General features: G+C 62.4%; 21 protein-coding genes. 16 read left to right on the top strand and 5 right to left on the bottom strand.

Annotated elements, in window-relative coordinates; genetic code table 11:
- Positions 1 to 22: 22 nt before the first annotated feature.
- The 4 genes from QP802_RS04655 to QP802_RS04640 are packed head-to-tail and all read left to right on the top strand — an operon-like array spanning position 23 to position 5739.
- Positions 23 to 1231, top strand: coding sequence for an ABC transporter permease (locus QP802_RS04655; RefSeq protein WP_479684160.1), 1209 nt, complete (start codon positions 23 to 25; stop codon positions 1229 to 1231).
- Positions 1232 to 1254: 23 nt separating this feature from the next.
- Positions 1255 to 2757: a SulP family inorganic anion transporter gene (locus QP802_RS04650; protein ID WP_284817693.1), complete on the top strand. Its 1503-nt coding sequence runs from the start codon at positions 1255 to 1257 to the stop codon at positions 2755 to 2757.
- A gap of 52 nt (positions 2758 to 2809) precedes the next feature.
- Positions 2810 to 4678 carry a glutamine--fructose-6-phosphate transaminase (isomerizing) gene (gene glmS, locus QP802_RS04645; RefSeq protein ID WP_284817692.1) on the top strand — a complete coding sequence of 623 codons (1869 nt, stop codon included), beginning with the start codon at positions 2810 to 2812 and terminating at the stop codon, positions 4676 to 4678.
- Positions 4679 to 4695: 17 nt separating this feature from the next.
- Complete coding sequence (locus QP802_RS04640; RefSeq protein ID WP_256006166.1) at positions 4696 to 5739, top strand: LLM class flavin-dependent oxidoreductase; 1044 nt, start codon at positions 4696 to 4698, stop codon at positions 5737 to 5739.
- On the opposite strand, the gene QP802_RS04635 is transcribed toward QP802_RS04640, so the two are convergent.
- Positions 5736 to 6602 carry a carbohydrate kinase family protein gene (locus QP802_RS04635; RefSeq protein WP_284817691.1) on the bottom strand — a complete coding sequence of 289 codons (867 nt, stop codon included), beginning with the start codon at positions 6600 to 6602 and terminating at the stop codon, positions 5736 to 5738. The two genes, QP802_RS04640 and QP802_RS04635, sit on opposite strands and share 4 nt — an antisense overlap.
- Before the next feature lie 23 nt (positions 6603 to 6625).
- Between QP802_RS04635 and QP802_RS04630 the strand changes: the two genes are divergently transcribed.
- Positions 6626 to 7930, top strand: coding sequence for a glycoside hydrolase family 32 protein (locus tag QP802_RS04630; protein ID WP_070363087.1), 1305 nt, complete (start codon positions 6626 to 6628; stop codon positions 7928 to 7930).
- Positions 7931 to 7999: 69 nt separating this feature from the next.
- Entirely contained in the window at positions 8000 to 9982 is a 1983-nt protein-coding gene (locus tag QP802_RS04625) for a sucrose-specific PTS transporter subunit IIBC (protein ID WP_284817690.1), read from the top strand.
- A gap of 99 nt (positions 9983 to 10081) precedes the next feature.
- Here QP802_RS04625 and QP802_RS04620 read toward each other — a convergent pair whose 3' ends face one another.
- A complete protein-coding gene (locus tag QP802_RS04620) occupies positions 10082 to 10888 on the bottom strand; it encodes a formate/nitrite transporter family protein (RefSeq protein ID WP_284817689.1) in 807 nt (268 codons plus the stop codon).
- A 256-nt stretch (positions 10889 to 11144) separates the two neighbouring features.
- Between QP802_RS04620 and rplN the strand changes: the two genes are divergently transcribed.
- The 4 genes from rplN to QP802_RS04600 all read left to right on the top strand — a co-directional run bounded on the left by rplN (position 11145) and on the right by QP802_RS04600 (position 13367).
- On the top strand, positions 11145 to 11513 hold the full coding sequence (gene rplN / locus QP802_RS04615) for a 50S ribosomal protein L14 (RefSeq protein ID WP_070363083.1): 369 nt from the start codon (positions 11145 to 11147) through the stop codon (positions 11511 to 11513).
- A 2-nt stretch (positions 11514 to 11515) separates the two neighbouring features.
- Positions 11516 to 11830, top strand: a complete 315-nt coding sequence (gene rplX, locus QP802_RS04610) for a 50S ribosomal protein L24 (RefSeq protein WP_070363082.1) — start codon at positions 11516 to 11518, stop codon at positions 11828 to 11830.
- Positions 11831 to 11832: 2 nt separating this feature from the next.
- On the top strand, positions 11833 to 12411 hold the full coding sequence (gene rplE / locus QP802_RS04605; RefSeq protein ID WP_070363081.1) for a 50S ribosomal protein L5: 579 nt from the start codon (positions 11833 to 11835) through the stop codon (positions 12409 to 12411).
- A gap of 173 nt (positions 12412 to 12584) precedes the next feature.
- Entirely contained in the window at positions 12585 to 13367 is a 783-nt protein-coding gene (locus tag QP802_RS04600) for a formate/nitrite transporter family protein (protein WP_070363080.1), read from the top strand.
- Here the strand turns inward: QP802_RS04600 and fdhD are convergent.
- From fdhD to QP802_RS04585, 3 genes are read right to left on the bottom strand one after another with little or no spacing between them, the layout of a single operon-like run.
- Entirely contained in the window at positions 13364 to 14191 is an 828-nt protein-coding gene (gene fdhD / locus QP802_RS04595) for a formate dehydrogenase accessory sulfurtransferase FdhD (RefSeq protein ID WP_071572775.1), read from the bottom strand. The genes QP802_RS04600 and fdhD overlap by 4 nt on opposite strands.
- Positions 14178 to 14465: a DUF6457 domain-containing protein gene (locus tag QP802_RS04590; RefSeq protein ID WP_070976034.1), complete on the bottom strand. Its 288-nt coding sequence runs from the start codon at positions 14463 to 14465 to the stop codon at positions 14178 to 14180. The genes fdhD and QP802_RS04590 overlap by 14 nt, the downstream gene beginning before the upstream one ends.
- A gap of 10 nt (positions 14466 to 14475) precedes the next feature.
- Positions 14476 to 15708, bottom strand: a complete 1233-nt coding sequence (locus QP802_RS04585) for an amidohydrolase (RefSeq protein WP_284817688.1) — start codon at positions 15706 to 15708, stop codon at positions 14476 to 14478.
- Positions 15709 to 16031: 323 nt separating this feature from the next.
- Here QP802_RS04585 and rpsH point away from each other — a divergent pair, with 323 nt between their 5' ends.
- The 6 genes from rpsH to rplO are packed head-to-tail and all read left to right on the top strand — an operon-like array spanning position 16032 to position 18715.
- Positions 16032 to 16430, top strand: a complete 399-nt coding sequence (gene rpsH, locus QP802_RS04580; RefSeq protein ID WP_070363078.1) for a 30S ribosomal protein S8 — start codon at positions 16032 to 16034, stop codon at positions 16428 to 16430.
- Between the two features lie 18 nt (positions 16431 to 16448).
- Complete coding sequence (gene rplF, locus QP802_RS04575; RefSeq protein ID WP_284817687.1) at positions 16449 to 16985, top strand: 50S ribosomal protein L6; 537 nt, start codon at positions 16449 to 16451, stop codon at positions 16983 to 16985.
- 2 nt (positions 16986 to 16987) lie between these two features.
- The gene (gene rplR / locus QP802_RS04570; protein WP_070363076.1) at positions 16988 to 17392 is read left to right on the top strand and encodes a 50S ribosomal protein L18; all 405 of its coding nucleotides are present in this window, start codon (positions 16988 to 16990) and stop codon (positions 17390 to 17392) included.
- A gap of 40 nt (positions 17393 to 17432) precedes the next feature.
- Positions 17433 to 18068, top strand: a complete 636-nt coding sequence (gene rpsE / locus QP802_RS04565) for a 30S ribosomal protein S5 (protein WP_070363075.1) — start codon at positions 17433 to 17435, stop codon at positions 18066 to 18068.
- A gap of 5 nt (positions 18069 to 18073) precedes the next feature.
- Positions 18074 to 18259, top strand: coding sequence for a 50S ribosomal protein L30 (rpmD, locus tag QP802_RS04560; protein WP_070363074.1), 186 nt, complete (start codon positions 18074 to 18076; stop codon positions 18257 to 18259).
- A gap of 6 nt (positions 18260 to 18265) precedes the next feature.
- Positions 18266 to 18715, top strand: coding sequence for a 50S ribosomal protein L15 (gene rplO / locus QP802_RS04555; RefSeq protein ID WP_070363073.1), 450 nt, complete (start codon positions 18266 to 18268; stop codon positions 18713 to 18715).
- Positions 18716 to 18775: the final 60 nt, after the last annotated feature.

Raw genomic sequence — 18775 nt, 5'->3', positions numbered from 1 at the left:
GGTGAGCCTGCGGGCGAACAAGATGCGCTCGGCGCTGACGCTGCTCGGGGTGATCATTGGCATCGCCTCGGTGATTGCGATTATGACGCTGGGTAAGGCGATGCAGAAGCAGACGCTGGACAGCCTGGAGCAGTTCGGCATTCACGACGTCCACCTCGAAGTCAAGCCCCGCCAGGAGGATGACAGCGAGGCCGCCCGCTACATGTTCCAAGAAATTGACGACGCCTCGAAGCTCACCCCCGACATGATCGAGGACCTGCGCGCCGAACTCGGGACGCGGGCGAAGGGTATCGCGTTTGAGTTGGATAGCTCGACAGCTCAGGCGACACGCGGGCTGGCGCACGGCACCACGATGGTGAGTTTTGTCAACGCTGACCAGCTGGAGATGCAGAACCTGCCGCTGACCGCCGGGCGATTTCTGACCCAAGACGACATTGAGGCGAACCGCGCCGTGGCGGTGGTCTCGCCGGAGGTTGTGGAGCAGCTGTTCAATAACGACCCTGATTCGGCGATCGGGCAGGAAGTCGAGCTGGACATCGGCGGGCAGTACGCTTCGGTGCAGGTGGTCGGCGCGTACGGGCACTTTGAGAAGCAAGGCGTGCTGGTCGGGGACTTTTCGCAGTCGATGATGGCGGTGCCGTACACGGTGCAGCCGGACATGATGCGCACGCCGGTGCCTGGCGTAGACAACGTGAGTGTGCGCGTCGCCGATGGCGCCGACACCGATCAAGTGGCCAAGGACGTCCAGGCGTGGGCGGACCGTGCCTATGAGGACGACCCCGATTACAAGGGGAAAGTGGCCGACATGAAGCGTGACATCGATCAGCTCAACCAGACGTTGACCATGATGAGCGTGGTGGTCTCCGCAATCGGCGGGATCTCGCTACTCGTCGGCGGTATCGGCGTGATGAACATCATGTTGATTACCGTGACGGAGCGCACCCGCGAGATCGGTGTGCGCATGGCTCTGGGCGCGACGCGTCGGATGATCCGCACGCAGTTTGTTACCGAGGCGATGATCGTCTGCCTCATCGGCGGGCTCTTCGGCGTGGTCGTGGGCGCGGGCTTCGGCATGCTGGGCGCCCTGCTGCTCAACGCCTTCGTGTTTCCTCCGATCTCGGCAGTGCTACTCTCACTGGTATTCGCGCTGCTGATTGGCCTGTTCTTCGGCTACTACCCGGCCAACCGCGCCTCGAGAATGAACCCGATCGAAGCCCTGCGCTACGAATAGCAACAACGTTTGGAGTGACACATATGGCAGCCACCGTGCTGACCACGGAAAACACGCGCCGGTACAAGCCCGAGCCATCAGTGGCGACAGCGCTGAAGACACCGCGCATCCTGACGAAGGAGGTCCTCGCCGGGCTAGTTGTGGCGCTGGCGCTGATCCCAGAGGCGATCAGCTTCTCCATCATCGCCGGGGTGGACCCGAAGATCGGGCTGTACTCCTCCTTCATCATGGCGATGGTGATCGCGATTACGGGTGGGCGCCCCGCCATGATCGCGGCCGCCACCGGTGCGGTGGCGCTGGTAATCGCGCCACTGGTGCGCGACTACGGCTACGACTACATGGTGGCGGCCATCATGCTCGCCGGGGTGTTCCAGATTCTGTTGGCGGTAGCTGGCGTCGCAACGCTGATGCGGTTCTTGCCGCGAAGCGTGATGGTTGGCTTCGTCAACGCGCTGGCGATTCTCATCTTTGTGGCGCAGCTGCCTGAAATTATTGGGCATCACTGGGCGGTGTTCCCGCTGCTGGCGCTGGCCATCGTGATCATGGTGGTGATGCCGAAGTTTACGCAGGCGGTTCCGGCCCCGCTTGTCGCAATCCTGGTGGTGACGCTCATCGCGGTCGCAACGAATGCGCCGGTGCCGACGGTCGGGGACCGCGGCGAGTTGCCGAGCAGCCTGCCCGAATTCTTTATCCCACACGTGCCGCTGACCTGGGAGACGCTGCGGATCATCGCACCGTACTCGCTTGGCGTGGCGCTTGTTGGCCTGATGGAGTCGCTGATGACCGCGAAGCTGATTGACGAAGTCACGGACACGCACTCCAACAAGACTCGCGAGAGCTGGGGGCAGGGCGTCGCGAACATTGTCACCGGCCTGTTCGGCGGGATGGGTGGCTGCGCCATGATCGGCCAGTCCATGATCAACGTGAAGGTCTCGGGGGCTCGCACCCGTATTTCCACCTTCCTGGCGGGCGCGTTCCTGCTGATTCTGATGCTCGCGTTCGGCGAGTACGTCGCCATGATCCCGATGGCTGCGCTCGTTGCCGTGATGGTCATGGTGTCGGTGGGCACGTTCGACTGGCACTCGGTGATGCCGAGCACGCTGCGCAAGCTGCCGGCTTCGGAAACCGTCACGATGCTGATCACGGTTGCAGTGGTGCTGGCGACGAACAACTTGGCTATCGGCGTCGTGGTGGGTGTGCTTGTGGCGTCGGTCATCTTCGTGCGAAACGTCGCCCACCTGGTGGAAGTGACCCGCGAAGTTGTCGACGGCGTGGCCCACTACGTGGTGTCCGGCCAGCTGCTGTTCGCGTCCTCCAACGACCTGACCACCTTGTTCATGTACTCGGAGGACCCGGAGGAGGTTGTCGTGGACCTGCACCGCGCGCACGTGTGGGACGCGTCGACGGTCGCGGCGCTCGACAGCATTGAACAAAAATACGAGGAGCGCGGCAAGCATGTGAGCTTTGTCGGCATGAATCCGAGTACCACGGAGTTTCACGGCAAGCTCACGGGCTCGCTGGGATAGGGTTCGGCGGCGTCACTTTTTCAGGAACTACGCCGCGTGTAAAATTCGCCCCATGTGTGGAATCGTTGGATACATAGGTGGCGAGCGTGCACGCGAGCACGACGCCCTCACCGTCATTATTGAGGGGCTTCGCAGGCTCGAATACCGCGGTTATGACTCGGCCGGGGTAGCAGTCATGCAGGGCGACACCATCGCGTGCAGGAAGAAGGCAGGCAAGGTCGCGGACCTAGAGCAGGCCATCGCCGAGGCACCGCTTGCGCCCTCCAACCTGGGCATCGGGCACACCCGGTGGGCAACCCACGGCGGGCCTACCGACGCCAACGCCCACCCCCACGTCGTCGGCGACGGCGCGCTGGCCGTGGTGCACAACGGCATCATCGAGAACTTCGCGGCACTCCGCGCCGAGCTGAGCGAGAAGGGCTACACGTTCCGCTCCGAAACTGACACCGAGGTAGCAGCCACGCTGCTGCTGGACATCTTCAATACTGAGGCGAACAAGGACCTCACCGAGGCAATGCGCCTGACCGCCCTGCGACTCGAGGGCGCGTTCACGCTGCTGGCCATCGAGCAGGAATTCCCGGACCGTATCATTGCGGCGCGCTGGAACTCACCGCTGGTGATCGGCCTGGGCGAGGGTGAGAACTTCCTCAGCTCTGACGTCTCCGGCTTCATCGAGTTCACCCGCGACGCGGTGGAGATGGACAACGGGCAGATCGTCACCCTGACCGCCGACAGCTACGACATCATTGACTTCGAAGGCAACCACGCCGAGGGCAGCCCGTTCCGCGTCGAGTGGGACGTCACCGCCGCAGAAAAGGGTGGGTTTGATTCCTTCATGGCGAAGGAGATCCACGACCAGCCGGCCGCCGTTCGCGACACCCTCTACGGCCGCTTCGACGCCGAGGGCAAACTCACGCTCGACGAACTACGTATCGACGAGTCCGTGCTGCGCAGCGCCGACAAGATCATCATCGTGGCGTGTGGTACTGCGGCGTACGCGGGGCACGTCGCGAAGTACGCGATTGAGCACTGGTGCCGCATCCCGACGGAAGTCGAGTTGGCGCACGAGTTCCGCTACCGCGACCCCATCGTCACCCCGAACACCCTGGTTGTGGCCATTTCGCAGTCCGGCGAGACCATGGACACCCTCATGGCGGTGCGCCACGCGCGCGAGCAAGGCGCGAAGGTCATCGCGATCTGCAACACGGTCGGCTCCTCCATTCCGCGTGAGGCCGACGCCTCCCTGTACACCTACGCCGGCCCAGAGATCGCAGTGGCGTCAACGAAGGCGTTCATCTCCCAGATCGTGGCGTCGTACCTGCTGGCGCTGTACCTGGCGCAGGTGCGTGGCAACAAGTTCGCGGACGAGATCCAGACGATCATCAGCGAGCTGGAGGAGATGCCGGAGAAGATCCAGCACATCCTGGATAACGAGGCGGAAATCCAGGAACTTGGCCGCGAGCTCGCCGACGCGAAGTCGGTACTCTTCCTCGGCCGTCACGTCGGCTTCCCAGTCGCGCTCGAGGGCGCACTGAAGCTCAAGGAGGTCGCCTACCTGCACTCCGAGGGCTTCGCCGCAGGCGAGCTCAAGCACGGCCCGATCGCGCTGGTTGAGGAAGGGCAGCCGGTGTTCGTCATCGTGCCGTCGAAGCGTTCGCGCCACAACCTGCACGCCAAGGTTGTTTCCAACATTCAGGAGGTTCGCGCGCGCGGCGCCGTCACCATCGTGATCGCGGAAGAGGGCGACGAAGACGTGAACCGCTTCGCCAACCACGTGATCCGCATCCCGCAGTCTGCGGGCCTCATGCAGCCCCTCTTGTCGACGATCCCACTGCAGATCTTCGCCTGTACCGTCGCGCAAGCACGTGGCTTGAACGTGGACCAGCCACGCAACCTGGCGAAGTCCGTCACGGTGGAGTAGCGCGCTAGAGTGGCCGCATGAAGAAGTTTGGGTTCCTTTCATTCGGTCACCACGCACCACCCGGGCGCCAGGGGATGACCGCGCGCGAGGCGCTGCAGGACACTGTGGAGCTGGCACGCCAGGCGGATGCTATCGGTGTCAACGGCGCATACGTGCGCGTGCATCACTTTGCGCCGCAGTTCGCGTCTCCGATTGCCCTGCTTGGCGCGATGGCGTCGGCGACGAAGCACATTGAGGTGGGCACCGGCGTCGTCGATATGCGCTACGCCAACCCGCTGCAGCTTGCGGAGGACGTCGCCGCGCTCGATTTGCTAAGCGACGGCCGCCTCGCCTTCGGCGTCTCCCGCGGGTCACCGGAGCCTGCCGATAGAGGGTGGCGCGCTTTCGGCTACGAGTCAGAGGCCGCGAACGGTTCTGACCTGGCGCGTGCACATTTCCAGCGTTTCATTTCCGCGCTGCGCGGGGACCCGATGGCGCTCGCCGCATCCCTTGAGGAGCAGTACCCGCAGATGTACCCGCCTGCCAGCCCACTTTCGGTGTTGCCACACTCCGAGGGGGCGGCGCGCCGGGTGTGGTGGGGCGCAGGTACCTTCGCCAGCGCCGAGCAGGCTGCCCGCGACGGCGTGAACCTGATGAGCTCCACGCTGATTTCGGAAGCCGACGGCCGCAGCCTCGGCGAGCTGCAGGCGGAACAGATCCAGCACTACCGGAAGGCGTGGGCGGACGCGGGCCACGACTGGGAACCGCGCGTTTCTGTTTCTCGTTCTATCTTTCCGATCGTGGACGAGGACACCGAGCGGCTCTTCGGACTGCTGGATACCGAGGAACAGATCGGACAGATTGAGCGTGGTGTGTACACCACGTTTGGCAAGACGTACGCCGCAGAGGCCGACCAGCTTATCGAGGAGCTCGGTAATGACCCAGCAATCCAGGCCTCGGACACGCTGATGCTCACCGTTCCGAACCAGGCCGGGGTGGACGTGTGCATGCAGATCCTGCGCGGGTTCGCCGAGCACGTCGCGCCGGCGCTTGGGTGGGAGCCAGCGAACGCGGCTTCCTAATCCAGCTCGTGGGCGAAGGGGGTGTCTGCGCCGGTGCGCGACACCGTGATCGCGGCCGCGCGGGTGGCGAACGTGAGGATGTCGCACCATTCCTCCTCGCCGAGGGCGAGCAGGCCGTCGCGGTCCAGGCCGCGGGCGTCGAACTGGTGGACCAGCGCCGCCATCACTGTGTCGCCGGCCCCAATCGTGTCCGCGACCGTGACCTTCGGTGACGGGACCGTGACCGTGCCGAACGGCGCGCGTACCCGCAGGCCGTCGGCGCCGAGCGTGGTCACCACGACTGGCACGTGGGAGGTGTCACCGAGGAACTCGACTTCCTCGTCGGAGAGTTTGAGCACCGTTACGGAATCGAGCAGCCCCCGCAGGAACAGGCGGTGTTTCGCGGAGGCGAACGCCGGGCGGATATTCGGGTCCAGGCAGACGATTGCGCCGTGCTTTGCCGACTCAGAGGCGGCCTCCGCGTAGCGCAGCGACGCCGGTTCCAGCGCCAGGGACAGGGTCCCAAACACCGCGTAGCCCTCCTGCACCGGGACCGGCTGTGCGAAGCGGTCGGCGGTGCCGTCGACGTAGAACGTGTACGTTGCCGAGCCGTTCTCAGCCAGGGCGGTGACAGCAAGGGTGGTGGGCTCGTCGCCGCGGCCGCAGTTGGTGAGGTCCACGTGGGCGTCGAGAAGCGATTGGGCGAGTGCCTCCCCGAAGTTGTCACGAGACAACCGTGACTGGAAGGAGACGTCTGCGCCGAGTCGGCCCAGAGCTCGGGCCACATTGAACGGGCCGCCACCGAGCGCGGGCACCAGCGGCGCGAGCGGGGAACGGTCCTGGGGGACAAGGTCAACGAGGGCTTCGCCGTACACAGTGATCATGGTTCCACCGTAGACTAAGTCGCATGACGTACCGGCCAACATTTCACCTGTCCCCGCCGCAAGGGCGCCTCAACGACCCGAACGGCGTCACGTTCATCGGCGACCAACTCCACGTGTTTTACCAGCATGATCCGTGCTTTCCGCACGCTGCGAAGCGCACCGGTTGGGGCCACGCCGTCACCACAATTGGGGGTGAGGAGGGCCTGGGCCAGTGGCGCCACCTTCCGGACGCGCTGTATCCGGACTTCCCGTACGACACGCACGGGTGCTACTCCGGGTCCTCCGTGGTCCACGACGGTGAGGTCATGCTGTTTTACACCGGCAACGTGAAGGAGGATGGGCGCCGCCTGACCACGCAGAACCTGGTCCGCGTTGAGGACTTGGAGGGCCCGATGGGCGGTGTGTACCACCGTGCGCCGGAGAATCCGCTCATTGACGGCCCAGCCCTCGGCTTTACCGCCCACTACCGGGACCCGCACGTCACTCAGAATGAGGACGGCTCCTGGCGCATGGTGCTCGGTGCGCAGCGTGAGGAGGAGCGCGGCGCGGTGGTGCTCTACGAGTCACCGGACCTGGTGAACTGGTCGTTTGCTGGCGCGCTGCAGTTCGAGGGGCTGGACCCGCGCGTTGAGGCCGCCTACATGTGGGAGTGCCCGAACCTGCTGCGGATGCGTGACCACGCGACGGGGCAGTGGCGCGAGGTGCTGGTGCTGTGCCCGCAGTACCCGGGCTCGGACGAGTGCGGCTACGTCGTGGGCACGCTGGATGGGCTGTGGTTCCGCGTGGAGTCGCAGTTCCGCCCGTTGGACTTTGGGCATCAGTTTTACGCGCCGCAGATGGTCGCCGAGGGCGATGGCGATGCGCTGTTGCTCGGCTGGATGGGCCTGCCCGCCCGCGACGACACGCCCACGCTCGAAGCGGAGGGCTGGGTGCACCAGCTGACGTTGCCTCGCAGGCTCCAACTTGTCGACGGCCAGCTTCGCACCGAACTCCTTCTCCCAACCGATCCCGCGGGGATGGTCGTGCACCGCGAAGTTCTCAGGGGACAGCCGTGGGAGGCCGACCTGGTCGACGATGCCGGTGGCGTTGGTGCTCACGTGGCGTGGCGGCCTGGCGAAGCCGGGCGTGGAACAGTGAGCGTGACGGTCGGCGGTGACGAGCGCCGCGCCCAATGCGCGCAGGGCGAACTCGTGGTGTGCGCTGACGGGGCGGCGCTCGAAGTTGTTGCCGGAGACGGGGAAGTGGCGTTCTCCTCGGCGGTCTTCGGTACTGAGGGAGCCCCATGGGTCGCTGTGGAAGTACGTGAAATCGGCCACAACCGGGGGTAATCGGACGCAAGTAAGCTGATTTATGCCCGTATAGATGTTTGACTGTGTGGGAAGAGAAAGGATTCCCACATGGACCACAAAGAAGTAGCCCGGCGGGTCCTCGCCGGGGTAGGGGGCGAGGAAAACATCGTTGGCGTCGCCCACTGCGCGACGCGACTGCGTTTCGTGCTTAAGGACGTCGACAAGGTTGCGCAGGACGCGCTGGAGAACGACCCTGATTTGAAGGGCACGTTCGCAACCGGCGGCATGTTCCAGATCATCGTCGGCCCCGGTGACGTAGATATTGTCTTTGATCAGCTCAACGGCATGACCAGCAAGAGCATTGCTGTCTCCACGGAAGACCTGAAGGAAGTAGCGGCGAACCAGGGCAACTGGTTTACGCGCTTCATTAAGGTCTTTTCTGACATCTTCGTGCCGCTGATCCCAATCCTGGTTGGCGGCGGTCTGCTCATGGCACTCAACAACGTCCTGACCGCCGAGGGGTTGTTCGGGGAGAACTCCCTGGTGGGGATGTTCCCGCAGATCCAGGGTCTGACGGAGATCATCAATGTGCTGGCCTCCGCACCGTTCGCGTTCCTGCCGGTGCTGGTGGGGTACTCCGCGACGAAGCGCTTCGGTGGCAACGAATACCTCGGCGCCGGCATGGGCATGGCGATGGTTCACCCGGCGTTGGTCAACGGCTACGACGTGGCGAACTCCGTTGCCGACGGAACGATGCCGTTCTGGGACCTGTTCGGCCTGCCTGTCGCGCAGGCGGGTTACCAGGGTGCGGTGCTGCCGGTGCTGGCGGTCGCGTGGATCTTGGCAACGATCGAGAAGTGGTTCCACAAGCGTCTGAAGGGTACGGCGGACTTCCTGATTACTCCGCTGGCAACCCTGCTGATTACGGGCTTCATTACCTTCATCGCCGTCGGCCCGTTTGTCCGCTGGCTCGGTGACCTGCTGATTGTCGGCCTCTCCAGCCTGTACGACTTCGGTGGCCCAATCGGTGGCCTGCTCTTCGGTCTGGTGTACTCGCCGATCGTGATCACTGGCCTGCACCAGTCCTTCCCGCCAATCGAGCTCGAGCTGTTTAATCAGGGCGGCTCCTTCATCTTCCCGACGGCCTCCATGGCGAACATCGCGCAAGGCGCAGTGGCCCTTGCCGTGTACTTCCTGGCGCGCAACGCAAAGCTCAAAGGACTAGCTGGTTCCTCGGGCATCTCGGCCGTATTTGGTATCACGGAACCCGCCATCTTCGGCGTCAACCTGCGCCTCCGCTGGCCCTTCTTTATCGGCCTCGGCGCGGCCGGTATTGGTGCAATGCTGATTGCGATCTTTGATGTCAAGGCAGTTGCGCTTGGTGCGGCGGGATTTATCGGCGTGGTCTCCATCCGCGCGAACGACATGGTGACCTTCCTGATCCTCGGCGTCATTACGTTCGTGATCGCCTTCGTGGCGGCCTACGGGTACGGGCGCTACCTGGTGGGCAAGCATGGCAGCATCGATCCGGACGCAACCGAGGATCCAGCCGCCGATGCCGCTGCCGAGCAAGCGCTACTCGAGGCGTCCGACGAGGCGCTCCACGTCGTGGCGCCTCTCGAGGGCAACGCCGTGCCGCTTGCGACGGTCAGTGACCCGATGTTTGCCCAGGGCAAGCTGGGGAACGGCGTGGCAATCGTGCCAGCGATTGGGGAGCTGCGCGCACCCGTCGCCGGTACGGTTGCGGTCACGTTCCCGTCCGGCCACGCCTACGCAATCCGCGCCAAGGGGACCGATGGCAAGAACGTCGACATTCTCATGCACATCGGCTTCGACACCGTGAACCTCAAGGGCGAGCACTTCACCGCGCACGTGAAGAAGGGCGACGTCGTGGAGGCGGGCCAACTGCTTGCGACGTTCGATATCGACGCCATTCGCGACGCAGGATACGAAGTCACGACCCCGGTTGTTGTCTCGAACACCAAGCGTGTTGGGGAGATTGGGGCGTCGAGAATCCTTCCTGCAGACACGAAGTTTGGCGACGCCCTCTTCTTCGTCGAGCCGAAAAAGATAGCCGAAGAAGCAAAATAAAAGTTGTTGGAAAACTGGCAACAACCATAAATTAGTTTGCCGCTTCTGTTGCGCCCCTTCCCTTCGCGGGGAACGGGGCGTTTTCTTTCTGCTTGGGGGTTAGCGGCGTGCCGCCAGCGGCATTGCCGGGGTGCCGCCCTTGTTCAGCCAGGCGTAGACGCCGCCCATGATGAGGCCGCCGCCGATGTAGTTGCCGACCCACACGATTAACCAGTTCATCAGGCCGTTCGTCAGCGTGAACCCGGCGAAGTGCTCGGCGCCGATGCCGTAGCCCGCCAGGGAGAAGACGACGAAGCTGGCGATGGAGTGCTCGTACCCCATTGCGGCGAATGCGGGAACGATCAGCATGATGGCGAGAAACTTCGCGGTGAAGTCCTTGCCAGCCTGGATGGCGAGCAGCACGCCGATGTTGACCACGATGTTGGCGAAAATGCCTTCCATGAACAGCAAGCTGTCCGGCTTCGCGAGCTTGGTCTCAACGGTCGCGGCGAGGAAGCTGTCCATCCCGATCGGCTGGAACGCCGTGGCGTGGACCAGGAATACCGCGGTGATGAGGACGCCGAGCAGGTTGAAGATGGTGCAGGTGGAGACCATCAGGAAGCCCTTGAGCCAGGGGAGGCGTCCCGAGGCGCTGCCGTAGGTCATGAACATCATGTTGCCGGTGGCGAGCTCCGCACCCAGGACAACGATGACGTACAGCGAGAGGCAGAAGATAGCTGCGAACACGAAGCGGCCGTAGCCGGGGGCGCTGCTTTCTACTTGGGTGGAGGCGACGGTGGCGAATGCCGTCATGATCGTCAAAAACATGCCGGCGAGCATGGAGCGTACCGCGAACTTGGGGAGTTCGTAGGTGTAGAGGTACGACTTGAAGCCGATTGAATCCGCAAGTGTGCCATCGAAGTTCATAGGTATGACCATACCAAAGGTCAGAACCGGGCACGAATCCATACAACCAAAAGTCGCGGTTTGCAGGCGCGCATGTTCCGTGCTTTAATGTTCCAGTTGTCCTTTGCTGCGTGTTTGTTCTGCGCGTTTCCGAGCTGAGCATGTACGCCTGCGGTGCCGAAGGTGCCGTCGACAAGCGAAAAGACATCGAAGACATTGACCACGTGCGTATAGGACGGAAATCTAACGCACATCGACCCAGGTCAGGAGACCAATAGTGATTCAGAAGGAATCGCGCCTGAAGGTCGCCGACAACACCGGTGCACGTGAAATCCTGTGCATCCGTGTCCTCGGCGGATCCGTTCGGCGCTTCGCCGGCATCGGCGATACGATCGTCGCCACTGTGAAGGAAGCTGCCCCAGGCGGCAACGTTAAGGAAGGCGAAGTCGTTAAGGCTGTCATCGTTCGCGCGAAGAAGGAGACCCGTCGTCCGGACGGTTCCTACATCGCGTTCGACGAGAACGCTGCAGTGCTGATCAAGAACGACACCGAGCCACGCGGCACCCGTATCTTCGGCCCAGTTGCTCGCGAGCTGCGCGACAAGAAGTTCATGAAGATCGTTTCTCTCGCACCGGAGGTGATCTAGGGATGAAAATCAAAAAGGGCGATATGGTCCAGGTCATCTCTGGCAAGGATAAGGGCGCGCAGGGCAAGGTTATTGAGGCATACCCGAAGCGTCAGCGCGTTCTCGTTGAAGGCGTGAACCGCATGAAGAAGCACGTCGCGAACTCCTACAACGAGCGCGGCGCAGAGTCCGGCGGCATTGTCACCCAGGAAGCTCCGATCCACGTCTCCAACGTGATGGTCCTGGATTCCGACGGCAAGCCGACGCGCGTGGGCTACCGTTTCGACGAAAACGGCAAGAAGGTCCGCGTTGCAAAGTCGAACGGGAAGGACATCTAAGCATGGCTGAGAACTACACCCCTCGTCTGAAGACCCAGTACAAAGAGGACATCCGTACCAAGCTCAACGATGAGTTCAAGTACGACAACGTCATGCAGATCCCAGGTCTGACCAAGATTGTTGTCAACATGGGTGTCGGCGACGCTGCACGTGACTCCAAGGTTATCAACGGCGCACTCGAGGACCTCGCCGCGATCACCGGCCAGAAGCCACAGCTTCGCCGCGCGAAGAAGTCCATCGCTAACTTCAAGCTCCGTGAAGGCATGCCGATCGGCGCGAAGGTCACCCTCCGCGGCGACCGCATGTGGGAGTTCCTGGACCGCCTGCTGACGGTTGCTCTGCCACGTATTCGTGACTTCCGTGGCCTCAGCGACAAGCAGTTCGACGGTGCAGGCAACTACACCTTCGGCCTGACCGAACAGACGATGTTCTACGAAATCGACATCGACAAGATCGATCGCGTCCGCGGTATGGACATCACTGTCGTCACCACCGCAACGAACGACGACGAGGGCCGCGCACTCCTGCGCCACCTCGGCTTCCCGTTCGCTGACAAGGATGGCAAGATGCAGCGCGCATAACGCGTCACTGCTTTTCGACGAACACCCCTGCGACCCAACCGGGTTGCGGGGGTGTACGTCTTTTGGGGGAACCTGCAGAGCACACCCGAAAAGTACGCATGTACTGCTTTTGGGAAACGTCGGATAGACTGACATTCTGCAACAATCTCTCAGGTGAATTTGAGGAGGCCACAATGGCTTTGCAAGAAATGGTCCACGCTGGGGCCAAAAAGAAAGAACAGCTTCTCGATAATGAGATGCCGCGGTTTTTCGTCCGCGCGATTCTCGCCGGCATTTACCTGACCGCCGGTACGGCGTTCGCCGCGGTGGCGGGAAATGCGGTCAATGAATATGCGCCGGGGCTCGGCTCGGTTGTGTTCGCCTTGCTGTTCGGGCTTGGCCTGTTCGCGATCGTCATCCTGAACGCGGAGCTTGCAACGGGTGACATGATGTTTGCGTCCTGGGCGGCGACAGACAAGGTGTTCAGCTGGGGCAAGGGTATTTGGCTCGTCGTTGTGGTGACGGTGGCGAACCTGATCGGTGCGATCATTTTCGCGGCTGTGATGAGCCAGTCGGCCAAGTTCGGCTCGATGGATAACAGCCACCTGATTGTCACTCTGGTTGAGGGCAAGTTGGCGAAGCCGTTCTTCGGCGCGCTGCTTGAGGCGATCTTCGCGAACTTCATTGTCAACATGGCGATTGTTGGTGCGCTGCTGGCGAAGGAGTTCATCTCCAAGTTCGTCGTGATCCTGCCACTGATCGCTATCTTCGTTGGCCTGGGCCTCGAGCACGTTATTGCGAACTTCTCGCTGTTCTCCCTGGCGTTCCTGTCCAGCACGCCACCTGAGGGATTCACCGCCGCTGCAATCCTGAGCAACTGGGTTGCTGTGTGGATCGGCAACTTCATCGGCGGTGGCCTGTGCATCGGCGGTGTCTACGCTTGGTTGAACAAGACGAAGACGGTGTACAAGGACTAGTCTGCAAGCTCCCCGGAGTACAGATTGAAGCGCTCGCCGCGCACAAAGCCGGCGAGCGCCATTTTTGTTTCGCGGGCCAGTTCGACGGCAAGGGAGGATGCCGCAGAGACCGCAACCATTGCCGGGAAGCCCGCCATCGCGGCCTTTTGCACAAGCTCGAATGACGCACGTGAGCTGACAACTAGGATCAGGTCGCTGGCTGGCAGGAGCCCTTCGAGTAGTAGGTGGCCAATGACTTTGTCGGTCGCGTTGTGTCGACCGATGTCCTCGCGGATTACTACAGGTTCGCCGTCAAAGGTAAACGCACCGGCCGCGTGGATGCCGCCTGTCTTACGGAACTGCTTTTGGCCGGTTGCAAGGGCGCCGGGTAATCGCATCACCAGGTCCGGGTCCAAGCGGACGGGAGTGATTGGCGCGGGCACCTTGCCCATGATGTCGTCGATCGACTGCGTGCCGCACACGCCGCATGCGCTCGTGGTAGTGGTCAGGCGAATGAACTGCGGTGCAGCGGGGGAGGCCGCGGGCCCGAGGTCGATGTCGAGCGTGTTGTACGTGTTTTCGCCGTTCGGCCCGACCGCACCCGCGCAGTAGCGCGCGGAACGAACGTCCTCTGCGCTGCTGATCAGTCCCTCCGCGAACATCCAGCCGTGTGCCAGCTCGACGTCGTGGCCGGGGGTCCGCATCGTGGTGGTTAGCGTGTCGCCGGTGGCGCGGATCGCCAGCGGCTCTTCCACGGTGACGGTATCGGCGCGGGTATCGCGCGCGAAGCCGCTGTCGGTGCGGGTGACTTTCGTGACGGCGAAGCGTCGATTAATCCTGCTCATACGTTTCCAGGAGCTTCGCTACCTTGGCAAGCGCCGCGCGCGTCGTTGCTGCGTCTGCATCAGTATCGCCCTGGAGCGCCGCACCGGTTGCGACGCCTACGACGAACGCCGTCGTTGGAGCCGCCGGGCGCGACGGGCCGTTGTGCGCGACGTCCGCTGTCATCTTCAGAATGTCGCCGACCAGCGAGCGCGTGAGATCCGGGGAAACGCCGAGCGTTCGGGAGACCTCTTCGAGCCACTCGTGTGTTGATTGCAAACCTTCGTTGTTAGCCATGTGTGCCACCTTAGTCGTCGTTCTTGTTGATGAGCCACGCGCTCGCTGCGGTGACCATCGCTTCGGCGCCGCGGTCGAGCGTCGGCTGGAGGTCGGGCGCGAACGCTGCGCTGTGATTGCCCGGCGCATGCGGGTAGCTGGCGAAGCCGCCGAGGCCCCAGAACGTGTACGGCACGCCGAGCGCGTCCGGGATGATCGAGAAGTCCTCGCTGGCAGGGACCTGCGCCAACGTCTGCGCTTCATCACCGAATCGCGCCTCGAAGGCGTCGCGTACCCGCTGCGTTACTGCGTCATCGTTGCTGGTGAGCGGGTAAGCGTCGTAGTACTCGAACTCGGGCGGCTGCGGGCTACGCGCTGCCTCGCACTCAGCGCGCACGATGCGTTCGATGGCCTCCTTGAGGTGCGCGCTCGTCGCCTCCGAATAGGCGCGGGTATTGATCAGCAGCCCCGCGCTATCCGGGATGACGTTGGATTTCGCTCCCGAATGGATCGCGCCGACCGTCAGCACCGCGGTTTCGGAAGCAGCAATCTCTCGGGAGACTACGGTGTGCAGCCTCGTCACAATTGTCGACGCCAACAAGACCGCATCGACGCCCATCTCAGGCATGGATCCGTGCGAACCCACTCCGTGTACTGTGACCTTCACCGAGAACGCCTGGGAGAGCACCGGGCCCGGCCGGGTCCCCACATGGCCCAACGGCAGCGTGCCGAGCACGTGTTGGCCCAAGTACACGTCGGGGTGGGGGATCGCGTCGGCGATACCGTGCTCAACCATCGAACGTGCGCCGGAGGCTGTTTCCTCGCCGGGCTGGAATACGCCCACCAGCGTGCCGGACCAAGCGTCGCGGCAAGTGTTGAACGCGACGACAGCCGCGAGCACCGAGCAAATATGGAAGTCGTGCCCACACGCGTGGGACACCGGCACCGCCTGCCCAGTCGCAGCATCGACTTGGGTCTGCGTGCAGGCGTAGCCCTTGCCGGAATCCTCCTTGACTGGGAGGCCGTCAGTATCGCCGCGCAGGGCGACGACGGGCCCGGGGCCGTTTTCGATGGTGGCGACGACGCCCGTTTCGCCCAATACCGAATATGGGATACCGGCTGCCTCGAGTTCCTGAACGATGCGCTGTGAGGTCTGGGTTTCCTGCATCGAGAGTTCAGCGTGTTGGTGGAACCAGCGGTAGAGCTCCTCGCGGTGCGTGCGGGTGGCGGAGAGGGCGTCGAAAAGTTCGTCGAGGTGCTTCATAGCACCGACTATACGACGCAGCGATCGGGCCAACGTGACTTGTTTCTTGGATAGAGGGAGTGTAATGTGGCCAAACGGACTTGTGCACAGATGGTTGTCTGCGCGCAAAATCCGAGAGAACATTGTACATCCAACTTTGTTGCAGGCCCCCCGCCGAGAAGCGGACCGCGTGCAAGGGAGGCGGCGAGCGCCCCGCGTTATTGAGCGTGGGGAGCGTGAAGTAGCCCCCGACAGATCATGCGGAAAACGCGACCTGGCACGACATAGTTTTGCTGGTCAGGTGGGTAGGGAACCGCAACGAGAAAGGTAAACGGTCACATCTTATGACGATGACTGATCCAATCGCAGACATGCTGTCTCGCGTGCGCAACGCGTCGCACGCACAGCACGAGAGCGTGACAATGCCTTCCTCCAAGATCAAGGCAAACATCGCCGAGATCCTGAAGCAGGAAGGCTACATTGCTGATTACAAGGTTGAGGACGCCAAGGTTGGCAAGCAGCTGACCCTGGACCTCAAGTACGGCCCGACCCGTGAGGCTGCCATCGCTGGCCTGCGTCGCGTGTCCAAGCCTGGTCTGCGCGTGTACGCAAAGTCCAACGACCTGCCGCAGGTGCTGGGTGGTCTGGGTGTGGCGATCATCTCCACGTCCCAGGGTCTCCTCACTGACCGTCAGGCCCAGGAGAAGGGTGTAGGCGGAGAAGTTCTCGCCTACGTCTGGTAAAGGGAGGTTGAAAAGACTATGTCGCGTGTAGGTAATGCACCCATCGCCATCCCGAATGGTGTCGAAGTTAAAGTTAACGGTCAGGTCGTAGAGGTCAAGGGCCCTAAGGGTTCCCTCAACTTCGAGCTGCCTGAGCCAATCACCGCTGCGGTTGAGGACAACGAGATTGTCGTCTCCCGTCCGGACGATCACCGTAAGCACCGTGCGCTGCACGGTCTGTCCCGTTCCATGGTCAACAACCTCGTTGTTGGCGTGACCGAGGGCTACAAGATCAACATGGAGATCTTCGGTGTCGGCTACCGTGTCCAGGCCAAGGGCAAGAACCTCGAGTTCTCGCTCGGCTACTCCCACCCGATCCTCATTGAGGCTCCGGAAGGGATCAGCTTCGCAGTCGATGGCAACACCAAGTTCTCCATCGAGGGCATTGACAAGCAGCAGGTTGGCCAGATCGCGGCTAACATCCGCCGCCTCCGTAAGGATGACCCATACAAGGGTAAGGGCATCCGCTACGAAGGTGAGCAGATTCGCCGCAAGGTCGGAAAGACGGGTAAGTAATCATGAGCAATTCTGCAGAGAACACCAAGCGCACCCCGGTCGGCAAGGATATTTCCTCCCGCCGCCGCGAGGCTCGTGCACGTCGCCACTTCCGTATCCGCAAGACGCTGCGCGGCACCCCGGAGACCCCACGTCTCGTTGTGCACCGCTCTTCGCGTCACATCCACGTCCAGCTGATCGACGATCTCGCTGGCCACACGCTCGCAGCGGCATCCTCCATCGAGGCTGACGTGCGCGCAATGGAAGGTGACAAGAAGGCAAAGGCAGCCAAGGTTGGCCAGCTGATCGCTGAGCGCGCCAAGGCTGCGGGCATCGAAGCTATCGTCTTCGACCGCGCAGGTTACAAGTACCACGGTCGCGTCGCAGCTCTTGCCGACGCCGCTCGTGAAGGTGGTCTGAAGTTCTAATGACCACCGCAATCATCACCATCAACGGAAGGATCGCGTAATGGCCGAACGTGAACGGCGTGACGGCGGACGCTCCGCCGACAACCAGAACAAGAAGAATGAGCGCAACAACCGCGGTGGCCGTGGCCGTCGCGATGATCGTCGCAACCAGAATGATGACCGCGACAAGTACATCGAGCGCGTCATCACCATCAACCGTGTCGCAAAGACCGTGAAGGGCGGACGCAACATGTCCTTCACCGCTCTCGTCGTCGTTGGCGACGGCAAGGGCATGGTCGGCGTTGGCTACGGCAAGGCAAAGGAAGTTCCTGCCGCTATCCAGAAGGGTGCAGAAGAAGCACGTAAGAACTTCTTCCGTGTCCCGATGATCGGTGGCACCATTCCTCACCCAGTCCAGGCAGAAGAGGCAGCAGGCATCGTTATGCTGCGCCCGGCTGCACCAGGTACCGGTGTTATCGCCGGTGGCGCAGTTCGCCCAGTGCTCGAGTGCGCTGGCGTCCAGGACATCCTTGCTAAGTCGATCGGTTCTGACAACGCTCTGAACGTTGTTCAGGCAACGGTTGCAGGTCTCAAGCAGCTCGTACGCCCTGAGGAAGTTGCTGCGAAGCGTGGCAAGGACCTCGAGGACGTCGCACCTGCTCGCATGCTGCGCGCACGCGCAGGACAGGAGGCGTAAGAACAATGGCTTTGAAGATCACATTGCACCACGGCAAGGTTGGCGAGAAGCCACTGACCCGTAAGAACCTCGAGGCTCTCGGTCTGCGCAAGATCGGCCAGTCCGTCATTAAGAAGGACAACGCCGCAACCCGTGGACAGATCCTGAAGGTTCGCCACCTCGTTACCGTCGAAGAAGTTGCAGGGGAGTAGAACAACATGGCTGAAATTATCAAGCTCCATGATCTGCGCCCAGCAAAGGGCGCTAACAAACCAAAGTTCCGCGTAGGTCGCGGTGAAGCAGGCAAGGGCGGCAAGACCGCTGGCCGTGGTACCAAGGGCACCAAGGCTCGCAAGCAGGTCTCCGCAGCATTCGAGGGTGGTCAGATGCCACTTCACATGCGCCTGCCGAAGCTCAAGGGCTTCAAGAACCCGAACCGCGTGGAGTACCAGGTAGTCAACGTTCAGGCGCTCGCAGAAGCGTTCCCGAACGGCGGCACCATCACCATCGACGACATCGTCGCAGCTGGCCTGGTTCGCAAGAACCACCCAGTCAAGGTGCTGGGCAACGGCGACATCAACGTCAAGTTGGACGTCACCGCTACCAAGTTCTCCAAGTCTGCGGTTGAGAAGATCGAGGCAGCCGGCGGGTCCACCACCCAGGCATAAGCCTTCATCTTCGCGCCACAGCGCAGAGAAAAGCTCCCCACTCGTCAACGACGAGGTGGG

Origin of the sequence: Corynebacterium sp. UMB10119B (genome assembly GCF_030228125.1) — a bacterium.
GTDB lineage: Bacteria > Actinomycetota > Actinomycetes > Mycobacteriales > Mycobacteriaceae > Corynebacterium > Corynebacterium pseudogenitalium.
The sequence above is the reverse complement of the archived record's forward strand: the minus strand, read 5'-3'. Positions and strand labels throughout refer to the sequence as shown.